At 66.7% G+C, this 17,297-nt stretch carries 22 protein-coding genes; 15 read left to right on the top strand and 7 right to left on the bottom strand.

What is annotated here, in order from left to right:
* On the top strand, nt 1-510 hold the full coding sequence (locus ACSYS9_RS05845; RefSeq protein ID WP_071227747.1) for a pathogenicity-like protein: 510 nt from the start codon (nt 1-3) through the stop codon (nt 508-510).
* Nucleotides 511-616: 106 nt separating this feature from the next.
* Nucleotides 617-1,834, top strand: coding sequence for an RNA polymerase sigma factor (locus ACSYS9_RS05840; RefSeq protein ID WP_071227748.1), 1,218 nt, complete (start codon nt 617-619; stop codon nt 1,832-1,834).
* A gap of 51 nt (nt 1,835-1,885) precedes the next feature.
* Here ACSYS9_RS05840 and ACSYS9_RS05835 read toward each other — a convergent pair whose 3' ends face one another.
* On the bottom strand, nt 1,886-2,449 hold the full coding sequence (locus ACSYS9_RS05835) for an EF-hand domain-containing protein (protein WP_071227749.1): 564 nt from the start codon (nt 2,447-2,449) through the stop codon (nt 1,886-1,888).
* Between the two features lie 156 nt (nt 2,450-2,605).
* On the opposite strand from ACSYS9_RS05835, the gene ACSYS9_RS05830 reads away from it, so the two are divergent.
* Both ACSYS9_RS05830 and ACSYS9_RS05825 read left to right on the top strand, forming a co-directional pair.
* Entirely contained in the window at nt 2,606-3,361 is a 756-nt protein-coding gene (locus tag ACSYS9_RS05830; RefSeq protein ID WP_071227750.1) for an arginyltransferase, read from the top strand.
* 38 nt (nt 3,362-3,399) lie between these two features.
* Nucleotides 3,400-4,605 carry an endonuclease/exonuclease/phosphatase family protein gene (locus ACSYS9_RS05825; protein WP_071227751.1) on the top strand — a complete coding sequence of 402 codons (1,206 nt, stop codon included), beginning with the start codon at nt 3,400-3,402 and terminating at the stop codon, nt 4,603-4,605.
* Nucleotides 4,606-4,676: 71 nt separating this feature from the next.
* On the opposite strand, the gene purT is transcribed toward ACSYS9_RS05825, so the two are convergent.
* Nucleotides 4,677-5,864, bottom strand: a complete 1,188-nt coding sequence (purT, locus tag ACSYS9_RS05820; protein WP_071227752.1) for a formate-dependent phosphoribosylglycinamide formyltransferase — start codon at nt 5,862-5,864, stop codon at nt 4,677-4,679.
* A gap of 137 nt (nt 5,865-6,001) precedes the next feature.
* Between purT and ACSYS9_RS05815 the strand changes: the two genes are divergently transcribed.
* From ACSYS9_RS05815 to ACSYS9_RS05790, 6 genes are read left to right on the top strand one after another with little or no spacing between them, the layout of a single operon-like run.
* Nucleotides 6,002-6,883 carry an SPFH domain-containing protein gene (locus tag ACSYS9_RS05815; protein WP_071227753.1) on the top strand — a complete coding sequence of 294 codons (882 nt, stop codon included), beginning with the start codon at nt 6,002-6,004 and terminating at the stop codon, nt 6,881-6,883.
* 45 nt (nt 6,884-6,928) lie between these two features.
* Nucleotides 6,929-7,108, top strand: coding sequence for a hypothetical protein (locus tag ACSYS9_RS05810; protein ID WP_005415691.1), 180 nt, complete (start codon nt 6,929-6,931; stop codon nt 7,106-7,108).
* Nucleotides 7,105-7,284 carry a DUF4177 domain-containing protein gene (locus tag ACSYS9_RS05805; protein WP_032127598.1) on the top strand — a complete coding sequence of 60 codons (180 nt, stop codon included), beginning with the start codon at nt 7,105-7,107 and terminating at the stop codon, nt 7,282-7,284. The genes ACSYS9_RS05810 and ACSYS9_RS05805 overlap by 4 nt, the downstream gene beginning before the upstream one ends.
* A gap of 3 nt (nt 7,285-7,287) precedes the next feature.
* Nucleotides 7,288-7,881, top strand: a complete 594-nt coding sequence (locus ACSYS9_RS05800; RefSeq protein ID WP_071227754.1) for a PH domain-containing protein — start codon at nt 7,288-7,290, stop codon at nt 7,879-7,881.
* Nucleotides 7,882-7,890: 9 nt separating this feature from the next.
* Nucleotides 7,891-8,700 (top strand): M15 family metallopeptidase, encoded by an 810-nt coding sequence (locus ACSYS9_RS05795; RefSeq protein WP_071227755.1) that lies wholly within the window; start codon nt 7,891-7,893, stop codon nt 8,698-8,700.
* A 30-nt stretch (nt 8,701-8,730) separates the two neighbouring features.
* Complete coding sequence (locus ACSYS9_RS05790) at nt 8,731-9,024, top strand: hypothetical protein (RefSeq protein WP_032127601.1); 294 nt, start codon at nt 8,731-8,733, stop codon at nt 9,022-9,024.
* A gap of 57 nt (nt 9,025-9,081) precedes the next feature.
* Here ACSYS9_RS05790 and ACSYS9_RS05785 read toward each other — a convergent pair whose 3' ends face one another.
* The 4 genes from ACSYS9_RS05785 to ACSYS9_RS05770 form a co-directional block, all read right to left on the bottom strand.
* A complete protein-coding gene (locus tag ACSYS9_RS05785; protein WP_071227757.1) occupies nt 9,082-9,453 on the bottom strand; it encodes a DUF423 domain-containing protein in 372 nt (123 codons plus the stop codon).
* Between the two features lie 103 nt (nt 9,454-9,556).
* Complete coding sequence (locus tag ACSYS9_RS05780) at nt 9,557-10,630, bottom strand: SRPBCC family protein (RefSeq protein ID WP_071227758.1); 1,074 nt, start codon at nt 10,628-10,630, stop codon at nt 9,557-9,559.
* Nucleotides 10,631-10,864: 234 nt separating this feature from the next.
* Nucleotides 10,865-11,506 carry a response regulator gene (locus ACSYS9_RS05775; protein WP_006424175.1) on the bottom strand — a complete coding sequence of 214 codons (642 nt, stop codon included), beginning with the start codon at nt 11,504-11,506 and terminating at the stop codon, nt 10,865-10,867.
* Nucleotides 11,506-12,708, bottom strand: coding sequence for a sensor histidine kinase (locus ACSYS9_RS05770; protein WP_049461775.1), 1,203 nt, complete (start codon nt 12,706-12,708; stop codon nt 11,506-11,508). Before ACSYS9_RS05770 ends, ACSYS9_RS05775 begins: the two co-directional genes overlap by 1 nt.
* A 153-nt stretch (nt 12,709-12,861) precedes the next feature.
* On the opposite strand from ACSYS9_RS05770, the gene ACSYS9_RS05765 reads away from it, so the two are divergent.
* From ACSYS9_RS05765 to ACSYS9_RS05745, 5 genes are read left to right on the top strand one after another with little or no spacing between them, the layout of a single operon-like run.
* Nucleotides 12,862-13,458 (top strand): GNAT family N-acetyltransferase, encoded by a 597-nt coding sequence (locus ACSYS9_RS05765; protein ID WP_032127604.1) that lies wholly within the window; start codon nt 12,862-12,864, stop codon nt 13,456-13,458.
* Complete coding sequence (gene minC, locus ACSYS9_RS05760) at nt 13,404-14,252, top strand: septum site-determining protein MinC (RefSeq protein WP_050509775.1); 849 nt, start codon at nt 13,404-13,406, stop codon at nt 14,250-14,252. Before ACSYS9_RS05765 ends, minC begins: the two co-directional genes overlap by 55 nt.
* 35 nt (nt 14,253-14,287) lie before the next feature.
* Nucleotides 14,288-15,097, top strand: coding sequence for a septum site-determining protein MinD (minD, locus tag ACSYS9_RS05755; RefSeq protein ID WP_010483375.1), 810 nt, complete (start codon nt 14,288-14,290; stop codon nt 15,095-15,097).
* A gap of 2 nt (nt 15,098-15,099) precedes the next feature.
* The gene (gene minE, locus ACSYS9_RS05750; protein ID WP_004148073.1) at nt 15,100-15,360 is read left to right on the top strand and encodes a cell division topological specificity factor MinE; all 261 of its coding nucleotides are present in this window, start codon (nt 15,100-15,102) and stop codon (nt 15,358-15,360) included.
* A gap of 46 nt (nt 15,361-15,406) precedes the next feature.
* Nucleotides 15,407-15,886: a hypothetical protein gene (locus ACSYS9_RS05745; protein ID WP_049422782.1), complete on the top strand. Its 480-nt coding sequence runs from the start codon at nt 15,407-15,409 to the stop codon at nt 15,884-15,886.
* A gap of 87 nt (nt 15,887-15,973) precedes the next feature.
* Here the strand turns inward: ACSYS9_RS05745 and ACSYS9_RS05740 are convergent, their stop codons facing one another.
* Nucleotides 15,974-17,218: a DUF819 family protein gene (locus tag ACSYS9_RS05740; protein WP_049461777.1), complete on the bottom strand. Its 1,245-nt coding sequence runs from the start codon at nt 17,216-17,218 to the stop codon at nt 15,974-15,976.
* Nucleotides 17,219-17,297 lie beyond the last annotated feature (79 nt).

Raw genomic sequence — 17,297 nt, 5'->3', positions numbered from 1 at the left:
ATGCGCCAGATCTTCAGCAGCCAGCGCGTGGAAACCGTCGAAGGCGTCGCCGAGCTCCTGCGCGAGCATGGCATCGACGTCAAGGTGACCAATGGGCGCTCGTACAAGACCCGTCGCCGCGGCCAGTTCAGCTATACCGACCTGGGCAACGCCAACGCCTACCCAGCGGTGTGGATCGTGCGCGCCGACGACCAGCCGCGCGCGCGTGAAATCCTGCGCGAGGCGCGGCTGCTCGACACCACCCGCCGCGACCATCCGACCGCCGAATTCGCCTTCCGCGACACCGCAGAGACGACCGGCGGCGGCCGTGGCTGGGCCTGGCGCATCCGCATCGCCCTGCTGGTGGTGATCGCCGGCGTGGCGCTGGTGATCGGCCTGCGCCATCGCGGCGCCCCGGCGCCGGTCGCACCGGCCCCTGCCCCGCAGACCCAGCCGCAGCAGGCGCAACCGGCTCCGCAGGCCGCACCGGAAGAGGAAGAAATCCGGGTTCGCATCCAGCCCTCGAAGTGACGCACGGGTAGTGCCGGCCGCTGGCCGGCACTACCGTGCAGAAGGCCGGTCACATTCGGCGCGCGGCTCCGTCTTGGGACACAATCCCAGCAGGAGAGCCGCCGCCATGACGACGTTCGCCGCATCGATCGACCAGACCCTGGAACGCGAACTGCCTGCCGCCGCCAGCGGTTGCCAGCACGCCTATGGCCGCATCGTGCTGGCCTGCCAGAACACGGTTACCGCCATCGCACTGGCCATCACCCGCGATCGTCAGGCCAGCGAGGACATCGCCCAGGAGGCCTTCGTGAAGGGCTGGCAGCAGCTGCACCAGCTGCGCAGTTCGACCAGCTTCCTGCCCTGGCTGCGGCAGATCACCCGCAACCTGGCCCGCGACTGGCTGCGCGCACAGCGCGGCCGGCCTCTGACCGGCGAGGCCGCCGAGGTGGCGATGGGCATGGCGGCCGACCCGGCCCCGGGCGCGGCCGACCGCCTGCAACGGGTGGAAGAAGAGATCGCCGCCGAGGACATCATTTCCGCGTTGCCGGCCGACAGCCGCGAAGTACTGTTGCTGTACTACCGCGAAGGCCAGCGCTCGCAGCAGGTGGCCGACCTGCTTGGGCTCAGTGACGCCGCCGTGCGCAAGCGCCTGTCGCGTGCCCGCGCCCTGGTGCGCGACGGCCTGCTGCAGCGCTTCGGCGAGTTCGCGCGCAGCAGCGCGCCGAGCGCGGCATTCGCCACAGCCGTGGTGTCGATGGTGCTGGTGGCTGCGCCCGGCACGGCCAGTGCTGCGGTGCTGCTCGGCACCGGTGTCGGCATCGGCAGCAGCAAGCTTGGCCTCGGCGGCGCCAGCGCTGCGGGCGGAACCGCGATGGGCTCGTTGACCGCCACGCTGGGCCAACTGCACGTGCTGCCGGCCGAAAGCTGGGGGGCGGTGATCGGCGGCGTGGTCGGTGGTGCGATCGGCAGCTATCTGGGCGGACGTTTCCTGATGTCGTACACCGAAACGGCATCCGAGCGCGCCGACGTGCGCCGGTTCCTCTATCTCAACATCATCACCGGCATGTTCTGGTGCCTGGCGATCCTGCTGGCGGTCATGCTGCAGGCGCCGGTCTGGGCGCAGCTGACGGTGCTGGCGGTAGGCCTGGGCGTGGTCAATTACCAGTGCCTGGTGCCGCTGCAGCGGGTGATGGCACCGATGATCGCGCGCGATTCGGCGCGACGCGGCCGCAGCGGGACCAACTGGAAATACGAGTCCATGTATGGCCGCACCGGCATCATCGCCATGAACCTGATGGTCGTCGCGCTGGTGGTGTACTCACTGATGCGCAGCGGAAACCTGTAACGGACAACGCCGGCAGTGCGCCGGCGTTGTCGTCATTCACTGCGTTGAACCTCAGCGCTGCGGCTTCGGCGCCGCGCCATCGCGCGGACCGCCGTGGCGCGGGCCACCGTGCATCGGGCCCTTGGCGGCATCGAACTCGGCCTTGCTCAGCTGGCCATCCTTGTTGGTGTCGGCGGCAGCGAACCAGGCATCACGACGCTGCTTCATGCGCAGCTCGCGGTCGGCCTTGTCCAGGTAACCGTCCTTGTTGAGGTCGAGCTCGTCGAAGCGCGCGGCCAGGCGCGGATCGGCCTTGGCTTCCTCGCGGCTGATGCGGCCGTCCTTGTTGACGTCCAGCTTGGCCCAGCGCTCACCGCCGTGGCCACCACGGCGACCGTGCTGCCAGCGTGGCAGCTCATCGCGCGAGAGCTTGCCGTCCTTGTTCTTGTCCAGCTCGTCGAACTTCGCGGCCAGGCGCGGGTTGGCAGCGGCCTCGCTGCGGTCGATCACGCCGTCGCCGTTGGTGTCCAGCTTGGCCGGGCGCTGCGCCGGCGTGGTCGGGGTGTCGGCGGCCAGCGCGATACCGGAAGCGGAAGTGCCGAGCAGCAGGGCCAGCAGCAGGGGGGTACGGATCATGAGGTCACTCCTGGGGATGGGAACAGCGTCGGGGTGATCACTTCACCCTCGGGGAACAACAACGCCCGGGCGCGACATCGGTTGACGCCACTGCCGGTTCCATTCATCCGGCGGACAGTCGCCGCCACTGCGACAGGCTGGGGCTATGCTGTGCCCATGGCGATACATGGCGACAGAGACGACGAACTGCGACTTTTCCAGACCGGCGAGCACCCCTGCGGGTACTGGTCGGACCGGGTGGCGCGCGACCTGGTGCTGGACCCGCACGATCGCCGCCTTGGCGGCCTGTACCCGCTGGCACTGAGCTGGGGCTTCCGCCGCAGCGGCGACCTGGTCTACCGGCCACATTGCGCGCACTGCCAGGCCTGTGTGGCGGTGCGCATCCCGGTGGCGCGCTTCGCCCCGGACCGCAGCCAGCGCCGTTGCGCGGCCCGCAATGAAGACCTGGAGGTGCGGATCACCGCCGCCACCGCCCGTGACGACCTGTTCGCGCTGTATCACCGCTATCTGGTGCATCGCCACGCCAACGGTGGCATGGACGACCATGGCCCGCACGAATTCGAGCAGTTCCTGATCGGCAGCTGGTCGCACACCCGCTTCATGGAGATGCGCCTGCCCGGCCACGACGGCCAGCCCAGCCAGCTGCTGGGTGTGGCGGTGACCGACGTCACCGAGCACGGCCTGTCGGCGGTCTACACCTTCCTCGACCCGGACCATGCCGCGCGTGGGCTGGGCACCTTCGCGATCCTGCAGCAGATCGAATGGGCCCGCCGCGAGGGCCTGCCGCACGTATACCTGGGCTACTGGATCCGCGGGCATCAGAAGATGGACTACAAACGGCGCTATCGACCGCTGGAAGCCTACGACGGCCGCCGCTGGCACGATTTCGACGACGAACTGGACGGACGCTGACAAACCACTGACACCGGGCCGGGTGCACAATACGGCGCATGAACCTCCGACCCCAGATCCTCGCCCTGGCCCTGCTCTGCGGCGCCACCGCCCCCGCCTTCGCCACGTCCCCTGCGATGACCGAAAAGCCGTCCGCTGCGCTGCGCCTGGCCACCTACAACACCTCACTGTACTCCGATGAGACCGGTGGCCTGATCAAGGAACTGGAAGGCGACAGCGAGCACGCGCGCAAGATCGCCGCGGTGCTGCAGCAGGTGCGCCCGGATCTGGTGCTGCTGAACGAGTTCGACTTCGACGACGCCCACCGCGCCGCCGACCTGTTCCAGAAGCGCTACCTGGAAGTGGCCCAGCCCGGCGGCGGCAAGCCGCTGCACTTCGCCTACCGTTACCTGGCCCCGGTCAACACCGGCGTGCCCAGCGGCCTGGACCTGGACAACAACGGCGTGGTCGGCGGCGAAGGCCGCAGCCGCGGCAACGATGCCTGGGGCTACGGCCTGCACCCGGGCCAGTACGGCATGCTGGTGCTGTCGCGCTACCCGATCGATGAAGCCAAGGTGCGCAGCTTCCAGCTGCTGAAGTGGAGCGCGATGCCGGGCGCGATCCGTCCGGTCGACCCGCGCACCGGCAAGAGCTTCTACAACGACCATGTGTGGTCGCAGCTGCGGCTGTCGTCGAAGTCGCACTGGGACGTGCCGGTGAAGACCCCGGCCGGCGTGGTCCACGCGCTGGTCTCGCACCCGACCCCGCCAGTGTTCGATGGCCCGGAAAAGCGCAACGCCGCGCGCAACCACGACGAACTGCGCCTGTGGCAGGAATACCTGTCCAAGGGTGACAAGCCTTGGCTGTGCGACGACAAGGGCCAGTGCGGCGGCCTGGCACAGGACGCGCGCTTCGTGATCCTCGGCGACCTCAACAACGACCCGGTCGACGGCGATGGCCGCCATGAGGCGATCGTCGAACTGATCGAGAACGCCCGCGTGCTGCGCTACCCCACCCCGCGCAGCATCGGCGGCGAGCAGACCAGCCTGGCCTATGCGGCCAAGGGCATCGAGCGCAAGGGCGCACCGTTCCACGCCACCGGCGATTTCGGCCCGAAGTCCGGCACCATGCGCCTGGACTACGTGCTGCCCTCGACCGGTTTCGAGTACATCGGCAGCGGCGTGTTCTGGCCGGCCAATGAAAGCCCGGAAGCGAAGATCGCCGATGGCAGCGACCATCACCTGGTGTGGGTGGATGTGAAATAACAAAAAGGGGACGGAGGGGATTAAGTCGTTTGTGCAACAAACGACTTAATCCCCTCCGTCCCCTTTTTGCTTTACGGGCGCAGTTCGACGCCGATGGCGTCGGCGGCATCACGCGCGATGGCGCGTGCTTCGTCGATGGTTTCCGCGCGCGCCAGGGTCACGCCCACGCGGCGGTGGCCATGCACGCTCGGCTTGCCGAACAGGCGCACGGCGGTGTCCGGCACCTGCAGCGCGGCGGCGACGTTGTTGAAGTACGGCACGCCCTCGCCGTGGGCCAGCAGCGCGCACGATGCCGACGGGCCGCTCTGGCGAATCACCGGAATCGGCAGGCCAAGGATGGCGCGCGCATGCAGCGCGAATTCGCTCAGTTCCTGCGATACCAGCGTCACCAGGCCGGTGTCGTGCGGGCGCGGCGACACTTCGCTGAACCACACCTCATCACCCTTCACGAACAGCTCGACACCGAACAGGCCCCAGCCGCCAAGGTCGTCGGTGATCGCGCGCGAAATCTCTTCGGCACGCGCCAGCGCGGCGCTCGACATCGGCTGCGGCTGCCAGCTTTCGCGGTAATCACCGTCCTTCTGCAGATGGCCGATCGGCGCGCAGAACGAGGTGCCGCCGGCATGGCGCACGGTCAACAGGGTGATCTCGTAGTCGAAATCGATGAAACCTTCGACGATGCAGCGGCCGGCACCGGCACGGCCCCCGGTCTGCGCGTAGTCCCAGGCCGGGGCGATGTCCGCCTCGCTGCGCAGCGTGCTCTGGCCCTTGCCCGAGGACGACATCACCGGCTTGACCACGCAGGGCAGGCCGATGGCGGCCACAGCGGCGCGGTACTCGGCTTCGGTATCGACGAAGCGGTAGGGCGAGGTCGGCAGGCCCAGGGTTTCGGCGGCCAGGCGGCGGATGCCTTCACGGTCCATGGTCAGGCGGGCGGCGCGCGCGGTCGGGATCACCCGCAGGCCCTGCTCCTGTTCCAGCTGGACCAGGGTTTCGGTGTGGATGGCCTCGATCTCCGGCACCACCAGGTGCGGCTGCTCCCGGGCGATCAGGGCACGCAGCGCCATCGCATCGAGCATGTCGATCACGTGCGAGCGGTGCGCGACCTGCATGGCCGGGGCATCGGAATAGCGGTCGGCGGCGATCAGTTCCACGCCCAGCCGCTGCAGCTCGATGGCCACCTCCTTGCCGAGTTCGCCCGAGCCGAGCAGCAGCACGCGGGTGGCGGAGGGGGACAACGGAGTTCCAAGCTTGGCCATGGCGGTTCCAGCAGCGATGTGAAGGCGGGTGGGCATTCTAGCTGGCCGACCGTCCCGGCCATGGCATCCGACGAACGGTAGTCGACAAGTGATATCACTTTGATATCTTCATTCCGAACCCTCAAGGACGTACCGCCATGAAAGAGAAGTCGCTGTCTTCGCTCAACGGCCTCGGCACGCTGGCCGGCGCCCTGCTTGTCGCCCTCGCCGGCGGCGCCCTGTTCGTACTGGGGGTAGCAGCCAAGGCCAGCACCGGCTCGCCCAACCTGCTGCTGATGTTGGCAGGCATCCTGGTGGCGGCGCTGGCGGTCTTCGCCCTGGCCGGCCTGTACACGGTCCAGCCCAACCAGGCGGCGGTGCTGAGCCTGTTCGGCAAATACGTGGGCACCGTGAAGGACAACGGCCTGCGCTGGAACAACCCCTTCTATGCCAAGCGCCGGGTCAGCCAGCGCGTGCGCAACTTCGAGAGCGGCAAGCTGAAGGTCAACGAGCTGGACGGCAGCCCGATCGAGATCGCGGCGGTCATCGTCTGGCAGGTGGTCGATGCCTCCGAGGCGGTCTACAACGTGGACGACTACGAGAGCTTCGTGCACATCCAGTCCGAATCGGCGCTGCGCGCGATGGCCACCAGCTACCCCTACGACCAGCATGAGGATGGCCAGCTGGCCCTGCGCAGTCATGCCAGCGAGATTTCCCAGCACCTGAAGAACGAACTGGCCGAGCGCCTGGCCGACGCCGGCGTGCAGGTGATCGATGCGCGCATCAGCCACCTCGCCTACGCCGCTGAAATCGCCCAGGCGATGCTGCAGCGGCAGCAGGCCAACGCGGTGATCGCCGCACGCACGCGCATCGTTGCCGGTGCGGTCGGCATGGTCGAGATGGCCCTGGCCGAACTGCAGAAGAACGGCGTGGTGCAGCTGGACGAGGAACGCAAGGCGCACATGGTCAGCAACCTGCTGACCGTGCTGTGCTCGGACCGCGGCACCCAGCCGATCGTCAATGCAGGCTCGCTGTATTGAGCCACACTCGCAACGGGGCGCCCCACCGCCCCGCCAGGAGCCCCCATGAGTGAGAAGAAAGCCTACCCGCTGCGCATCAACGCCGACGTCCTGGCTGCGGCGCAGCGCTGGGCTGATGACGAGCTGCGCAGCCTCAACGCGCAGATCGAGTACGTGCTGCGCGACGCCCTGCGCAAGGCAGGACGCCTGCCCAAACCCACGCCATCGTCGGAGGACAAGGAATGAGCAAGCGCTGGAGCTACCAGACCATCGAGGTCAAGACCTCCATGATGGGCGTACTCAAGGCCGAGGATGTCCAGGCCGAGCTGAGCCGGCAGGGCCAGCTGGGCTGGGAACTGGTCAACATCATCATCCCCGCGCCGATGCGCCCGGCGATGCTGGTGTTCAAGAAGGAGGCCTGAACCATGGGCGGCAGTGACCCGAAACCCTTTGAGGTGGCCGAGAGTTCGCCGCTGCGCGTGCTGTGGATCGTGCTGCCGCTGCTGGCTGCCTTCGTGGCCTGCCTGTATGCGCAGCTGTACAAGGCACCGGCGAACGCACCCTGGATCGAAGTAACGCTGTCGCCGCCCTGGTTCCGGATGGGCGGCAGTGCGGCATGGAGCCTGATCGTCATCGCTGTACTCGCTGTCGGGCTGGGGGCCGCATTCTTCCGCCGCCGGGTGGAGCTGGCCGGCAACGTGCTGGACGTGCGCTCGACGATGTACCGGCGGCGCGTGCCGGTGGCGCAGCTGCGGCTGGACCAGGCCGAGGTGGTCGACCTGCAGCGTGACCGCCGCTATGGCATCCGTGTCAAAACCAATGGCTATTCAATGCCGGGCTTCTACTCGGGCCACTTCCGCCTGCAGGGAGGCGGCAAGGGCTTCGCCCTGGTCACCGACCGTGCGCGTGTCCTCGCCCTGCCGGTCAGTGATGGCAGCACGCTGCTGCTCAGCGTGGACCGGCCGCAGGCGCTGCTCGATGCGCTGCGCAAGGTGGCCGCGTCGGCACCACGGCAGTAAGCTGAGGCGATGCAACGACGCCCGCCCCTGCTGATCAACACCGAGGCCATCGAGCTGTGGCCCGCCCACCTGTTGCGCGCACGCAGCAACCTGGATGCACGCCTGCTGTCGCAGGCGCAGTGGGTGCTGCGGCGCAAGCGTGATGGCCGCTATCTGGCGGCGGTACTGCCGCACGGCGTGCATTCGATGGTGCCGCGCCTGCCGCGCGAGCCCGGGGTCGAGGAAGCATTGGCGCTGCTGGATGCCGCGGCTGCACGGCCCTTCGGCGCCGGACTGGAAGATCAGTGGCTGCCGCTGGCCGGGTTGCAGCAGCGCCTGCAACAGCTTGGCCTGGACCCGCAGCGCTACGCCGACGGCAGCGGCCTGCCGCTGGAACCCGAACCCTGCCTGCTGCATTTTGCCGGCCGCGATCGCTTCGCCCGCCCGCTATGGCTGCGCCGTGGCGCCGCGCAGGGCTGGCGACGGATGCGACTGCATGCGGCACAGGATGGCATTGCGCTGGACGCCATCTCCGGCTTCCGCAGCCATGCCTACCAGTTGGGCATCTTCGAACGGAAGCTGGCGCGCGGCCTGAGCGTCGCGGAGATCCTGAAGGTGAATGCCGCACCGGGTTTCAGTGAACACCACAGCGGCCATGCGCTGGACATCGGTACACCGGGCGACGCCCCGGCTGAAGAATCGTTCGAAGCCACCGACGCGTTTGCGTGGCTGCAGGCGAATGCCGGTAGGCATGGCTTCCAGCTGAGCTACCCGCGCGACAACCCGCACGGCATCGTCTACGAACCCTGGCACTGGTGCTGGAAACCGGCCAACGGCTGAGCCCCTCGTGGCGGCTGCACGGCGAAATTCATGGAACTGTCCGGGCGGATTCCGCGTGTGCCCGCCACGAAATGGGACAAGAAGGCAAAGGCAAAGCTCGAAGCCCCTGTAACGGATCAGCGCGCAGCTGTTGGGTCCGCCTTCAAGCGAGCCGAGCACCGCAGGTCCGACGAGGGCGAAGAGGTGCGGGTGTCTGAGCGCAGCGAGTTCCCGCACCGTCCCTCGACGGGCCGAGGAGCACAGGGGACCGGTGCGCAGCACCGGCTCGCGGCCGGCGGCGCGTTTCTTTTGGTTACTTTTCTTTTCGCGCGAAAAGAAAAGTAACGCCCATGAACCCTTAGGATCGCATCGGCATGGATCGAAGCGACAGCCCTGCGACCGTCACCGCCTCAATGCATTGATCGCCAGCAACACCCATCCGGCCATCATGCTGGTGCCACCGATCGGTGCCATCCGCGTCGGCCACTGCCACAACGCACCGCCCACCAGGCTGCCGGAAAACAGCAGCACGCCCAGCAGCAGCACGTACAGCGCCAGGCGCGCGGTCGCCCCCTGCGCACGCGGGCCAAGCGCCACCAGCACCGCGCCATGCGCGAACGCATACAGTGCCGCCATGTTCAGGTGCTGCTGTGAAAGCGGGTCAGCCACACCGTGCGATGCGTAGGCGGACAGGCCGATCGAGGCCGCCGCCAGCAGCGCACCAAGGCAGGCCAGCAGGGAAGGCTTACGTGCGCGACGTTCCAGGTTGAACATGGGGGCTCCTTGCACAGCGCCCTTTCCGGGCGCCAGATGAAAAAAAACGCGCCGCAATGAGCGGCGCGTTTTCGTGTCCAACACTACATGGGTCAGCCGAGGCTTACTTGACGGCCCAGTAAATGTCGTAGGTACCTTCCGGGGTGAACGACTTGTCGATGCCATCCTTCCAGGTTTCGTACGGACGGTCGATCACTTCGTTGCCGGAGGTCACAGCCCAGGCACGCAGGCCGTTGCGGGCCACGTCTAGACCCGCCATGTGGCCGGTGTAGGCGGCATGCGCCGAACGGTGCGGGGCCACGTGCACGTACTTGACCGGAGCGCCGCCGTCGATCTTGACGGTCAGCTCTTCAGCAGTGGCACCTTCAGCACCCTTCTTCTTCACCGGCTGGGCGATGTCGAAGGCGTACTTCTCCTGACCGAAATCGGTGGTGATGATGCGGAACGGACCGGCGGCTTCAAGGCCGTTGGCCTCCATCACGCGCTTGATCCACTCCTGGTTGTCCTTGATGGACTTGGTGATCGTGTCCTGACCGCGGTCCACGTTACCGGCGTTGACGACCAGCAGGTCTTCAGCCGGCACATTGACGATGGCCAGATCGGTCAGCGGGGCTTCCGGCGTGCGGTAGTCCACGTTCGGGACGCTGGCCAGCATGTTGGCCATACGCGACAGACCCATCTTGATGTCGTCGCCGATCTGGCGGCTGACATACAGGCCGGCATAACGGCCGAACAGGTCGAAGCCGTACTTCACCGAGTAGTCCTGGGTGATCTTGACGTTGCGGCCACCCTTGCCGGTCGGCTCCAGCGTGAAGGTGGTGATCTTGTCGTGACCCTTGGTGGCGTCATCGATGGCGATCGCAACACGCTTGTTCTCTTCGGCTTCGGTGATCTTCCAGGAACCGGTGCCCAGGTCCTTGGAGGTGAAGTCGAGAGTGGCACCGACGCCGGAGGCCGGGCCGGACAGCTTCAGTTCAACGGCGGGATCGCGCAGTACCAGCGGGTTCCAGTCCTTGAAGCGGCGCAGGCTGCTGACCGTGTCGTACACGATCGTCATCTTGCGGTTGGTCTCGATGCTTTCGGTGATGTGACGCTCGCCCGGCAGACATACGCCAATGATGACGAACAGGCCAGCCACGATCCCCAAGGCGATCAGGAACTCGATAATACGGGTCATTCAGAGAGTCTCCGGGGCCGATCCCACGGCCGGGTTGATTGAAGCGAAGCGCCAATCCTAGCAGGCTTCGCGGGCATTGTTTATCGGGATTGGCGCACCGGTTTCCCTGCCGGCTGCGTATTTGTATGGACAAAGAATTCGAAGGGTACCGCATACCGATACCCGTGAAGTAGAGGGCAACCCCACCCGAGGGCCATGACTGGACCTCAAGTCATTGTCCTGAAAAGATTTTCCTCAGACCAGCTGGAGTTCGAACGCCTTCAGTACGGCGCGCGTACGGTCGCGCACGCCCAGCTTGGACAGGATGTTGGACACATGGTTCTTGATGGTGCCTTCGGCCACACCCAGCGAGTTGGCGATCTCCTTGTTGGAGAAGCCACTGGCCATCAGGCGCAGGATCTCGGTTTCGCGGTCGGTCAACGGGTCCGGGCGGTCCAGGCTGACGAACTCGTTGCGCATGTGCTCCAGGCCGGACAGCAGGCGCTGGGTCACGGCCGGCTGCACCAGCGAACCGCCGTCGGCCACGGTGCGGATGGCACCGACCAGCTGCGCCAGGGTCACGTCCTTGAGCAGGTAGCCCTTGGCTCCGGCCTTGAGCCCGGCCAGCACCAGCTGGTCGTCATCGAAGGTGGTGAGGATGATGGTCGGTGGCAGCTGCTCCTGGCGCGACAGCACCTGCAGCGCCTCCAGCCCGGACATCACCGGCATGCGCATGTCCATCAGCACCACGTCGGGGCGCACCTGCGGTATCAGTTCGACCGCCTGCCGGCCATCGCCGGCCTCGGCCACCACCTCGATACCGTCGTCGAGCGCCAGCAGGGAGCGGATTCCCTGCCGCACCAGGGTTTGGTCGTCGACCAGGCAGACGCGAATCATCAACGCACTCCTTCAGGAACCTTGGTAAGGGCGGCCACCAGCACCGTTGCCGGCACCGTCGCCCGCAGCCGGAAGCCTTCACCGGGACGGGTTTCGACCTGCAGCTGGCCACCACATTGTTGCAGGCGCTCGCGCATGCCGCGCAAGCCATTGCCCACATTGACCATATCCGCGCCGACGCCGTCGTCGCGGGCCTCCACCACCACCCGGTCGGGGGCTTCACGGTACACCTTGATCCACAGGTGGCGGGCGCCGGCATGGCGCACCGCGTTGGTGATGATCTCCTGGGTACAGCGCAGCAGCACGTGGGCCCGCTGCGGGTCCTCCACGTTCAGCGGATCCTCGATCTCCAGCTGGATGTCCAGCGAGGGCACGTTCTCGGTCAGCGGGCGCAGCGCCGCCGCCAGATCGATGGCGCCGGTCTCGCGCAGCTGGCTGACCACCTCACGCACATTGCCCAGCAGCAGCTTGGCCAAGGCATGCGAGCGCTTTACATGGTCCAGCGCCTGGCCCTCGGCCAGGTGACCGGCCACTTCGAGGTTCAGGGTCAGTGCGGTCAGCTGATGCCCCAGAAGATCGTGCAGCTCACGCGAAATGCGGGTTCGCTCGTTGACGCGAGCGCTTTCGGCCAGCAGGGCACGAGTGGCACGCAGCTCCGAATTGAGCCTGCGCTGCTCGTCGCGGGCCTGGGTCTGCTGTCTCGCGACAAGGCTGGTCACGAAGATGAACATGGAAAAGCCGCCATACAGCAGCGATTGCATCACGGCTTCGAACAGCGGGAAGTTCAGCAGTATGTAATAGACCGGGGCCACCGCCAGCTGGCTGACCAGCAGCCACAGCACGCACAGACGCGCCGACAGCATCCACGGAATGACGCCGGCAGCCACCATCATCAGGATGCTGCCCAGGCCCGAACCACTGAGGAAACTGACGCCCAGCGCCGAAACCGTCAGCAGCAGCAGCAGGCCGCGGTCCAGCCAGGTGGTGTGACTATCGCTGTCACTGCGCAGGAGGCGGGTCAGCCAGTAGTACGCGGCGCCGAAGGACAGGTAGGCGACGAACAACAGGATCGCCCAGCTGCCCATATCGCTGCGGCTGTGCAGGTTCTCGAATTGCGAGTACGCCAGTGGCAGGCCGACCATGACCCAGGTAAACAGGCCGGCCAGACGGAGGACGCGGGTATGGCTGAGGACTCCCAACATGCCAGCACTCTACGGGCCCGGCCCGCGTCGCGCACTCCCACGGAAGTCATGCATCCGAGGTCCCCTGTTCATGCCGCAGCCCACCCCGGGCATGCAATAATCGTGCGCAGGGTCCAATTTGACGGACCAACCGCGTTACCCCACGGAGTCACAATGTCGATTGTCATCCGCGACGTGCGCGAGCACGAGCTCGATTCCGTCCTGGCTTTGAACAACAACGCTGGCCTGGCCATCCTTCCCCTGGATGCGGCCCGCCTGCGCCTGTTCTACGAAACCGCTGAATATTTCCGCGTCGCCGAGCGCGACGGCAACCTGGCCGGCTTCCTGATCGGCTTCGGCAGCGACAGCCAGCACGACAGCAGCAACTTCGCCTGGTTCAAGCAGCAGCTGGACACCCCGTTCTTCTATATCGACCGCATCGTGGTCGCCAGCCGCCGTCGTGGCGGTGGCGTCGGCCGTGCGTTCTATGCCGACGCGCAGAGCTTTGCCGAGCTGCGCTACCCGCAGATGACCTGCGAAGTCTTCCTCGACCATGGCGCCGATGCCGCCCTGCTCTTCCACGGCAGCTTCGGCTTCCGCGAGCTGGGCCAGAACACCATGCCGCAGGTCGACGTGCGCGCCAGCATGCTGGCCAAGGAACTGTGCAGCTACCCGTGGGTCCAGGAGACCTACGGCGGCAAGCTGCCGGATGTGGCATGGACACGTGCCCGGCATCTGCCGGCGCAGGCACAGCGGCCGACGGGGACCTGAGCGTGGCGGTGAATTTCGATTACGAACAGGCCGGTGAACTGAAGATCGGCCAGGTGGGCATCGCCAACCTGCGCATCCGTACCCTTGATGTCGAACGCCTCGTGCAGGAAATGCGCGAACGCGTCACCCGTGCGCCGAAACTGTTCGGCCGCGCCGCGGTGATCCTCGACTTCGGCGGCCTGAGCCAGGTGCCGGACGTGGCCACCGCGCAGGCGCTGGTCGATGGCCTGCGCAGTGCCGGCGTGCTGCCGGTGGCGCTGGCCTATGGCACCAGCGCGGTCGACCTGCTCTCGCAGCAGCTCGGGCTGCCACTGCTGGCCAAGTTCCGCGCCCAGTACGAGCGTGCCGAGGCCGAGCCGGCCCCGCCGCCGCCGCCCGCGCCGGAACCGCGTCGCGCAGCCCGTGCCGAACCGAAGCCGGCACCGGCCACGCCGGTGGCCAAGGTTGCCGACGCCGCCGCACCGCAGCCGGGTCGCATGCAGCTGGGCAACGTGCGTTCGGGCCAGCAGCTGTACGCTGAAAACTGCGACCTGACCGTGATGGCCACCGTCGGCGCCGGCGCCGAGGTCATCGCCGATGGCAGCATCCACATCTACGGCACCCTGCGCGGCCGCGCGCTGGCAGGGGCACAGGGCAACACCGCGGCACGCATCTTCTGCCGTGATTTCCATGCGGAACTGGTCGCCATTGCAGGCCACTACAAGGTACTGGACGATGTCCCGGACTCCCTGCGCGGCAAGGCCGTGCAGGTGTGGCTGGAACAGGACCAGATCAAGATCGCTGCGCTGGACTGACGCAGCACCCAAACAGAATCATCAGGAGAAGTCCTTTGGCTGAAATCATCGTAGTCACCTCCGGCAAGGGCGGCGTCGGCAAGACCACTTCCAGCGCGAGCCTGGCCTGCGGCCTGGCACGGCGCGGCAAGAAGGTGGCGGTGATCGACTTCGACGTCGGCCTGCGCAACCTCGACCTGATCATGGGCTGCGAACGCCGCGTGGTGTACGACTTCGTCAACGTCGTGCACGGCGAAGCGACCCTCAAGCAGGCCCTGATCAAGGACAAGCGCTTCGAGAACCTGTACGTGCTGGCCGCCTCGCAGACCCGCGACAAGGACGCACTGACCCAGGAAGGCGTGGGCAAGGTCCTGAAGGACCTGGCCGCCGACGGCTTCGATTACATCATCTGCGACTCCCCGGCCGGCATCGAGAAGGGCGCCTTCCTGGCGATGTACTTCGCCGACCGTGCGGTGGTGGTGGTGAACCCGGAAGTGTCGTCGGTGCGCGACTCGGACCGCATCATCGGCCTGCTCGACTCGAAGACCCACAAGGCCGAGTCCGGCCAGGACGTGCCGGCCTTCCTGCTGCTGACCCGCTACACCCCGCTGCGCGTGGAAAGCGGCGAGATGCTCAGCATCGCCGACGTCGAGGAAGTGCTCGGCCTGAAGGCGATCGGTGTGATCCCCGAGTCGGGTGACGTGCTCAACGCCTCCAACAAGGGCGAGCCGGTCATCCTGGATGTCGAGTCCGCAGCCGGCCAGGCCTACGACGACGCCGTCGCGCGCATCCTCGGCGAAGAACGCCCGATGCGCTTCACCAACGTCGAGAAGAAGGGCTTCTTCAGCAAGCTGTTCGGAGGGTAAGCATGGGCCTGTTTGATTTCCTCAAAGCGAAGAAGACCACCGCCGAAACCGCCAAGAACCGCCTGCAGATCATCATCGCGCAGGAGCGCAGCAACCGCGGCGGCCCCGATTACCTGCCGCTGCTGCAGCGCGAGCTGCTGGAAGTGATCAAGAAGTACGTGAACATCGACGTCGATGCAGTGAAGGTCGACCTGGTGAAGGATGGCCAGCACGATGTGCTGGACATCTCCGTGGCGCTGCCTGAAGGCCCGGACAAACCCTGAAGCTCTGCCCCGCCCGTGCCTGCACGGGCGGGGCTGCCTGACCCGCATGACCGATACGACAACCGCCGTGGACATCACCTGCGTGGGCGACATCGCCTTCGCTGATGCGCAGTGCCTGCTCGCCGCGCATGGCCTGCAGCTGCACCACGTCGCGGCCGGTGAACCGATTCCCGGCAGCTACTGGGGCGAACCCGAGGCCGGCATCATCGCCAGCAACGTGTACGTGCGCGATGACACGCCCGTGCACTCGATGCTGCATGAAGCCTGCCATCTGATCGTGCTGCCGCCGGAGCGGCGTGCGCAGGTGCATACCGACGCCACCGACTCGGTGGCCGAGGAAGATGCCACCTGCTACCTGCAGATCGTGCTGGCCGGGCAGCTGCCTGGCGTTGGCAGTGCGCGGTTGATGGCCGACATGGATGCCTGGGGGTATACGTATCGGCTGGGGTCGACACAGGCGTGGTTTGAGCAGGACGCCGAAGACGCGAAGGCATGGTTGATCGAACGCGGATTGCCGGTGGCGTAACGCATCGGTAGTGCCGGCCGTTGGCCGGCAACCTCATGAACCCGCGCAGCATTACCTGGTTGCCGGCCAGCGGCCGGCACTACCCCATCAGCCCTGCCCTGCCAGCGCGCGCAGGGTAATGCCGACGATGTAGGCCAGGTAGGTGCCGGTGGCGTAGCCCATCGTGCCCAGCAACACGCCCACCGGCGCCAGGGCCGGATGGAACGCTGCAGCCACCACCGGCGCCGAAGCCGGGCCACCGATGTTCGACTGCGAACCGATCGCGAAATAGAAGAACGGCACCTTCAGCAGCTTGCCCAGGCACCACAGCAGCGCGATGTGCACGGCAATCCAGATCAGGCCGAGCAGGAACAGCCACGGGCGGTCCAGCAGCGCCAGCAGATCCATCTGCATGCCGATGCAGGCAATCAGGAAGTACAGCAGCAACGAACCCAGCCGCGAGGCGCCCGCACCTTCCAGCGTGCGTGCACGGGTGAAGCTCAGGCTCAGGCCCAGCGTGGTCGACAGCACCACCACCCACACGAACGGCGCATCCAGGCTGAACTGCGGGGCCCAGCTGACATTGGCCTTGAACCATGCTGCCAGCGGCGCACCGATCGCGTGTGACAGACCCACGCCGCCGAAGGCCACTGCCACGATCAGCATCAGGTCGGTGAGGCTGGGAACGCGCTCATGCTCGGCCTGGAAGCGCGCGATGCGCTCCTTCAGCTCATCGATGGCCGACGTGTCGGCACCGCTGCGCGCGTCGATCTTCGCTGCGCGCCCGGCCAGGAAGATCAGCGCGGCCATCCACACGTAACCGACACCGACATCGACCACCGCGAACTGGCCGAACGTGGTGGCGTTGACGTCGAACACTTCGCGCATCGCCAGCATGTTGGCACCGCCGCCGATCCAGCTGCCGGCCAGTGCGGCCATGCCGGCCCAGGTGTCACCGGCCACCGTTTCCGGATGCAGCGCGCGCATCACCAGGAAAGCCACCACCGCACCAAGCATGATGCTGGCGGACGCACCAAGGTACATCAGCACCAGCTTCGGGCCGAGCCGCAGGATGCCCTTGATGTCCACCGCCAGGGTCAGCAGGATCAGCGCTGCCGGCAGCAGGATGTCGCGTGCGATCGGGTTGTAGAGCTTGGTGTTCTGGCCGTCGATCAGGCCGACGGTGTTGTAGATGCCGGGAATCAGGTAGCACAGCAGCAGTGCCGGCACGAAGGTGTAGAAGCGTTTCCACAGGCCCTGCTCGCGCGAGGCGGTCCAGAACACGGCGCCCAGGGTGGCGGCGATCAAACCGAAGACGACGATGTCGTTCTGGATCAGGGCGGTCGAGGGCATGCAGGCGCTCTGGGTAGAGCCGGCCGCTGGCCGGCTGCTGTTGGCGGCAGATCAGGAAGGTGTGCCGACCAACGGTCGG

The organism is Stenotrophomonas sp. STK17_22, from assembly GCF_051983905.1.
GTDB classification, from domain to species: Bacteria; Pseudomonadota; Gammaproteobacteria; order Xanthomonadales; family Xanthomonadaceae; genus Stenotrophomonas; species Stenotrophomonas maltophilia_A.
Note: the sequence above shows the minus strand (reverse complement) of the source record. Positions and strands in the feature narration are given on the sequence as shown.

What these genes read in the sequence shown, in the direction of transcription:
- ACSYS9_RS05840 (WP_071227748.1), top strand. Translation starts at nt 617, where the DNA reads ATGACGACGTTCGCCGCATCGATCGACCAGACCCTGGAACGCGAACTG.
- ACSYS9_RS05780 (WP_071227758.1), bottom strand. Translation starts at nt 10,630, where the DNA reads ATGACCCGTATTATCGAGTTCCTGATCGCCTTGGGGATCGTGGCTGGC.
- ACSYS9_RS05765 (WP_032127604.1), top strand. Translation starts at nt 12,862, where the DNA reads ATGTCGATTGTCATCCGCGACGTGCGCGAGCACGAGCTCGATTCCGTC.
- ACSYS9_RS05745 (WP_049422782.1), top strand. Translation starts at nt 15,407, where the DNA reads ATGACCGATACGACAACCGCCGTGGACATCACCTGCGTGGGCGACATC.
- ACSYS9_RS05800 (WP_071227754.1), top strand. Translation starts at nt 7,288, where the DNA reads ATGGGCGGCAGTGACCCGAAACCCTTTGAGGTGGCCGAGAGTTCGCCG.
- purT (WP_071227752.1), bottom strand. Translation starts at nt 5,864, where the DNA reads ATGGCCAAGCTTGGAACTCCGTTGTCCCCCTCCGCCACCCGCGTGCTG.
- ACSYS9_RS05770 (WP_049461775.1), bottom strand. Translation starts at nt 12,708, where the DNA reads ATGTTGGGAGTCCTCAGCCATACCCGCGTCCTCCGTCTGGCCGGCCTG.
- ACSYS9_RS05785 (WP_071227757.1), bottom strand. Translation starts at nt 9,453, where the DNA reads ATGTTCAACCTGGAACGTCGCGCACGTAAGCCTTCCCTGCTGGCCTGC.
- ACSYS9_RS05775 (WP_006424175.1), bottom strand. Translation starts at nt 11,506, where the DNA reads ATGATTCGCGTCTGCCTGGTCGACGACCAAACCCTGGTGCGGCAGGGA.
- ACSYS9_RS05790 (WP_032127601.1), top strand. Translation starts at nt 8,731, where the DNA reads ATGGAACTGTCCGGGCGGATTCCGCGTGTGCCCGCCACGAAATGGGAC.
- ACSYS9_RS05740 (WP_049461777.1), bottom strand. Translation starts at nt 17,218, where the DNA reads ATGCCCTCGACCGCCCTGATCCAGAACGACATCGTCGTCTTCGGTTTG.
- ACSYS9_RS05805 (WP_032127598.1), top strand. Translation starts at nt 7,105, where the DNA reads ATGAGCAAGCGCTGGAGCTACCAGACCATCGAGGTCAAGACCTCCATG.
- ACSYS9_RS05845 (WP_071227747.1), top strand. Translation starts at nt 1, where the DNA reads ATGCGCCAGATCTTCAGCAGCCAGCGCGTGGAAACCGTCGAAGGCGTC.
- ACSYS9_RS05810 (WP_005415691.1), top strand. Translation starts at nt 6,929, where the DNA reads ATGAGTGAGAAGAAAGCCTACCCGCTGCGCATCAACGCCGACGTCCTG.
- ACSYS9_RS05815 (WP_071227753.1), top strand. Translation starts at nt 6,002, where the DNA reads ATGAAAGAGAAGTCGCTGTCTTCGCTCAACGGCCTCGGCACGCTGGCC.
- minE (WP_004148073.1), top strand. Translation starts at nt 15,100, where the DNA reads ATGGGCCTGTTTGATTTCCTCAAAGCGAAGAAGACCACCGCCGAAACC.
- ACSYS9_RS05795 (WP_071227755.1), top strand. Translation starts at nt 7,891, where the DNA reads ATGCAACGACGCCCGCCCCTGCTGATCAACACCGAGGCCATCGAGCTG.
- ACSYS9_RS05825 (WP_071227751.1), top strand. Translation starts at nt 3,400, where the DNA reads ATGAACCTCCGACCCCAGATCCTCGCCCTGGCCCTGCTCTGCGGCGCC.
- ACSYS9_RS05830 (WP_071227750.1), top strand. Translation starts at nt 2,606, where the DNA reads ATGGCGATACATGGCGACAGAGACGACGAACTGCGACTTTTCCAGACC.
- ACSYS9_RS05835 (WP_071227749.1), bottom strand. Translation starts at nt 2,449, where the DNA reads ATGATCCGTACCCCCCTGCTGCTGGCCCTGCTGCTCGGCACTTCCGCT.
- minC (WP_050509775.1), top strand. Translation starts at nt 13,404, where the DNA reads ATGGACACGTGCCCGGCATCTGCCGGCGCAGGCACAGCGGCCGACGGG.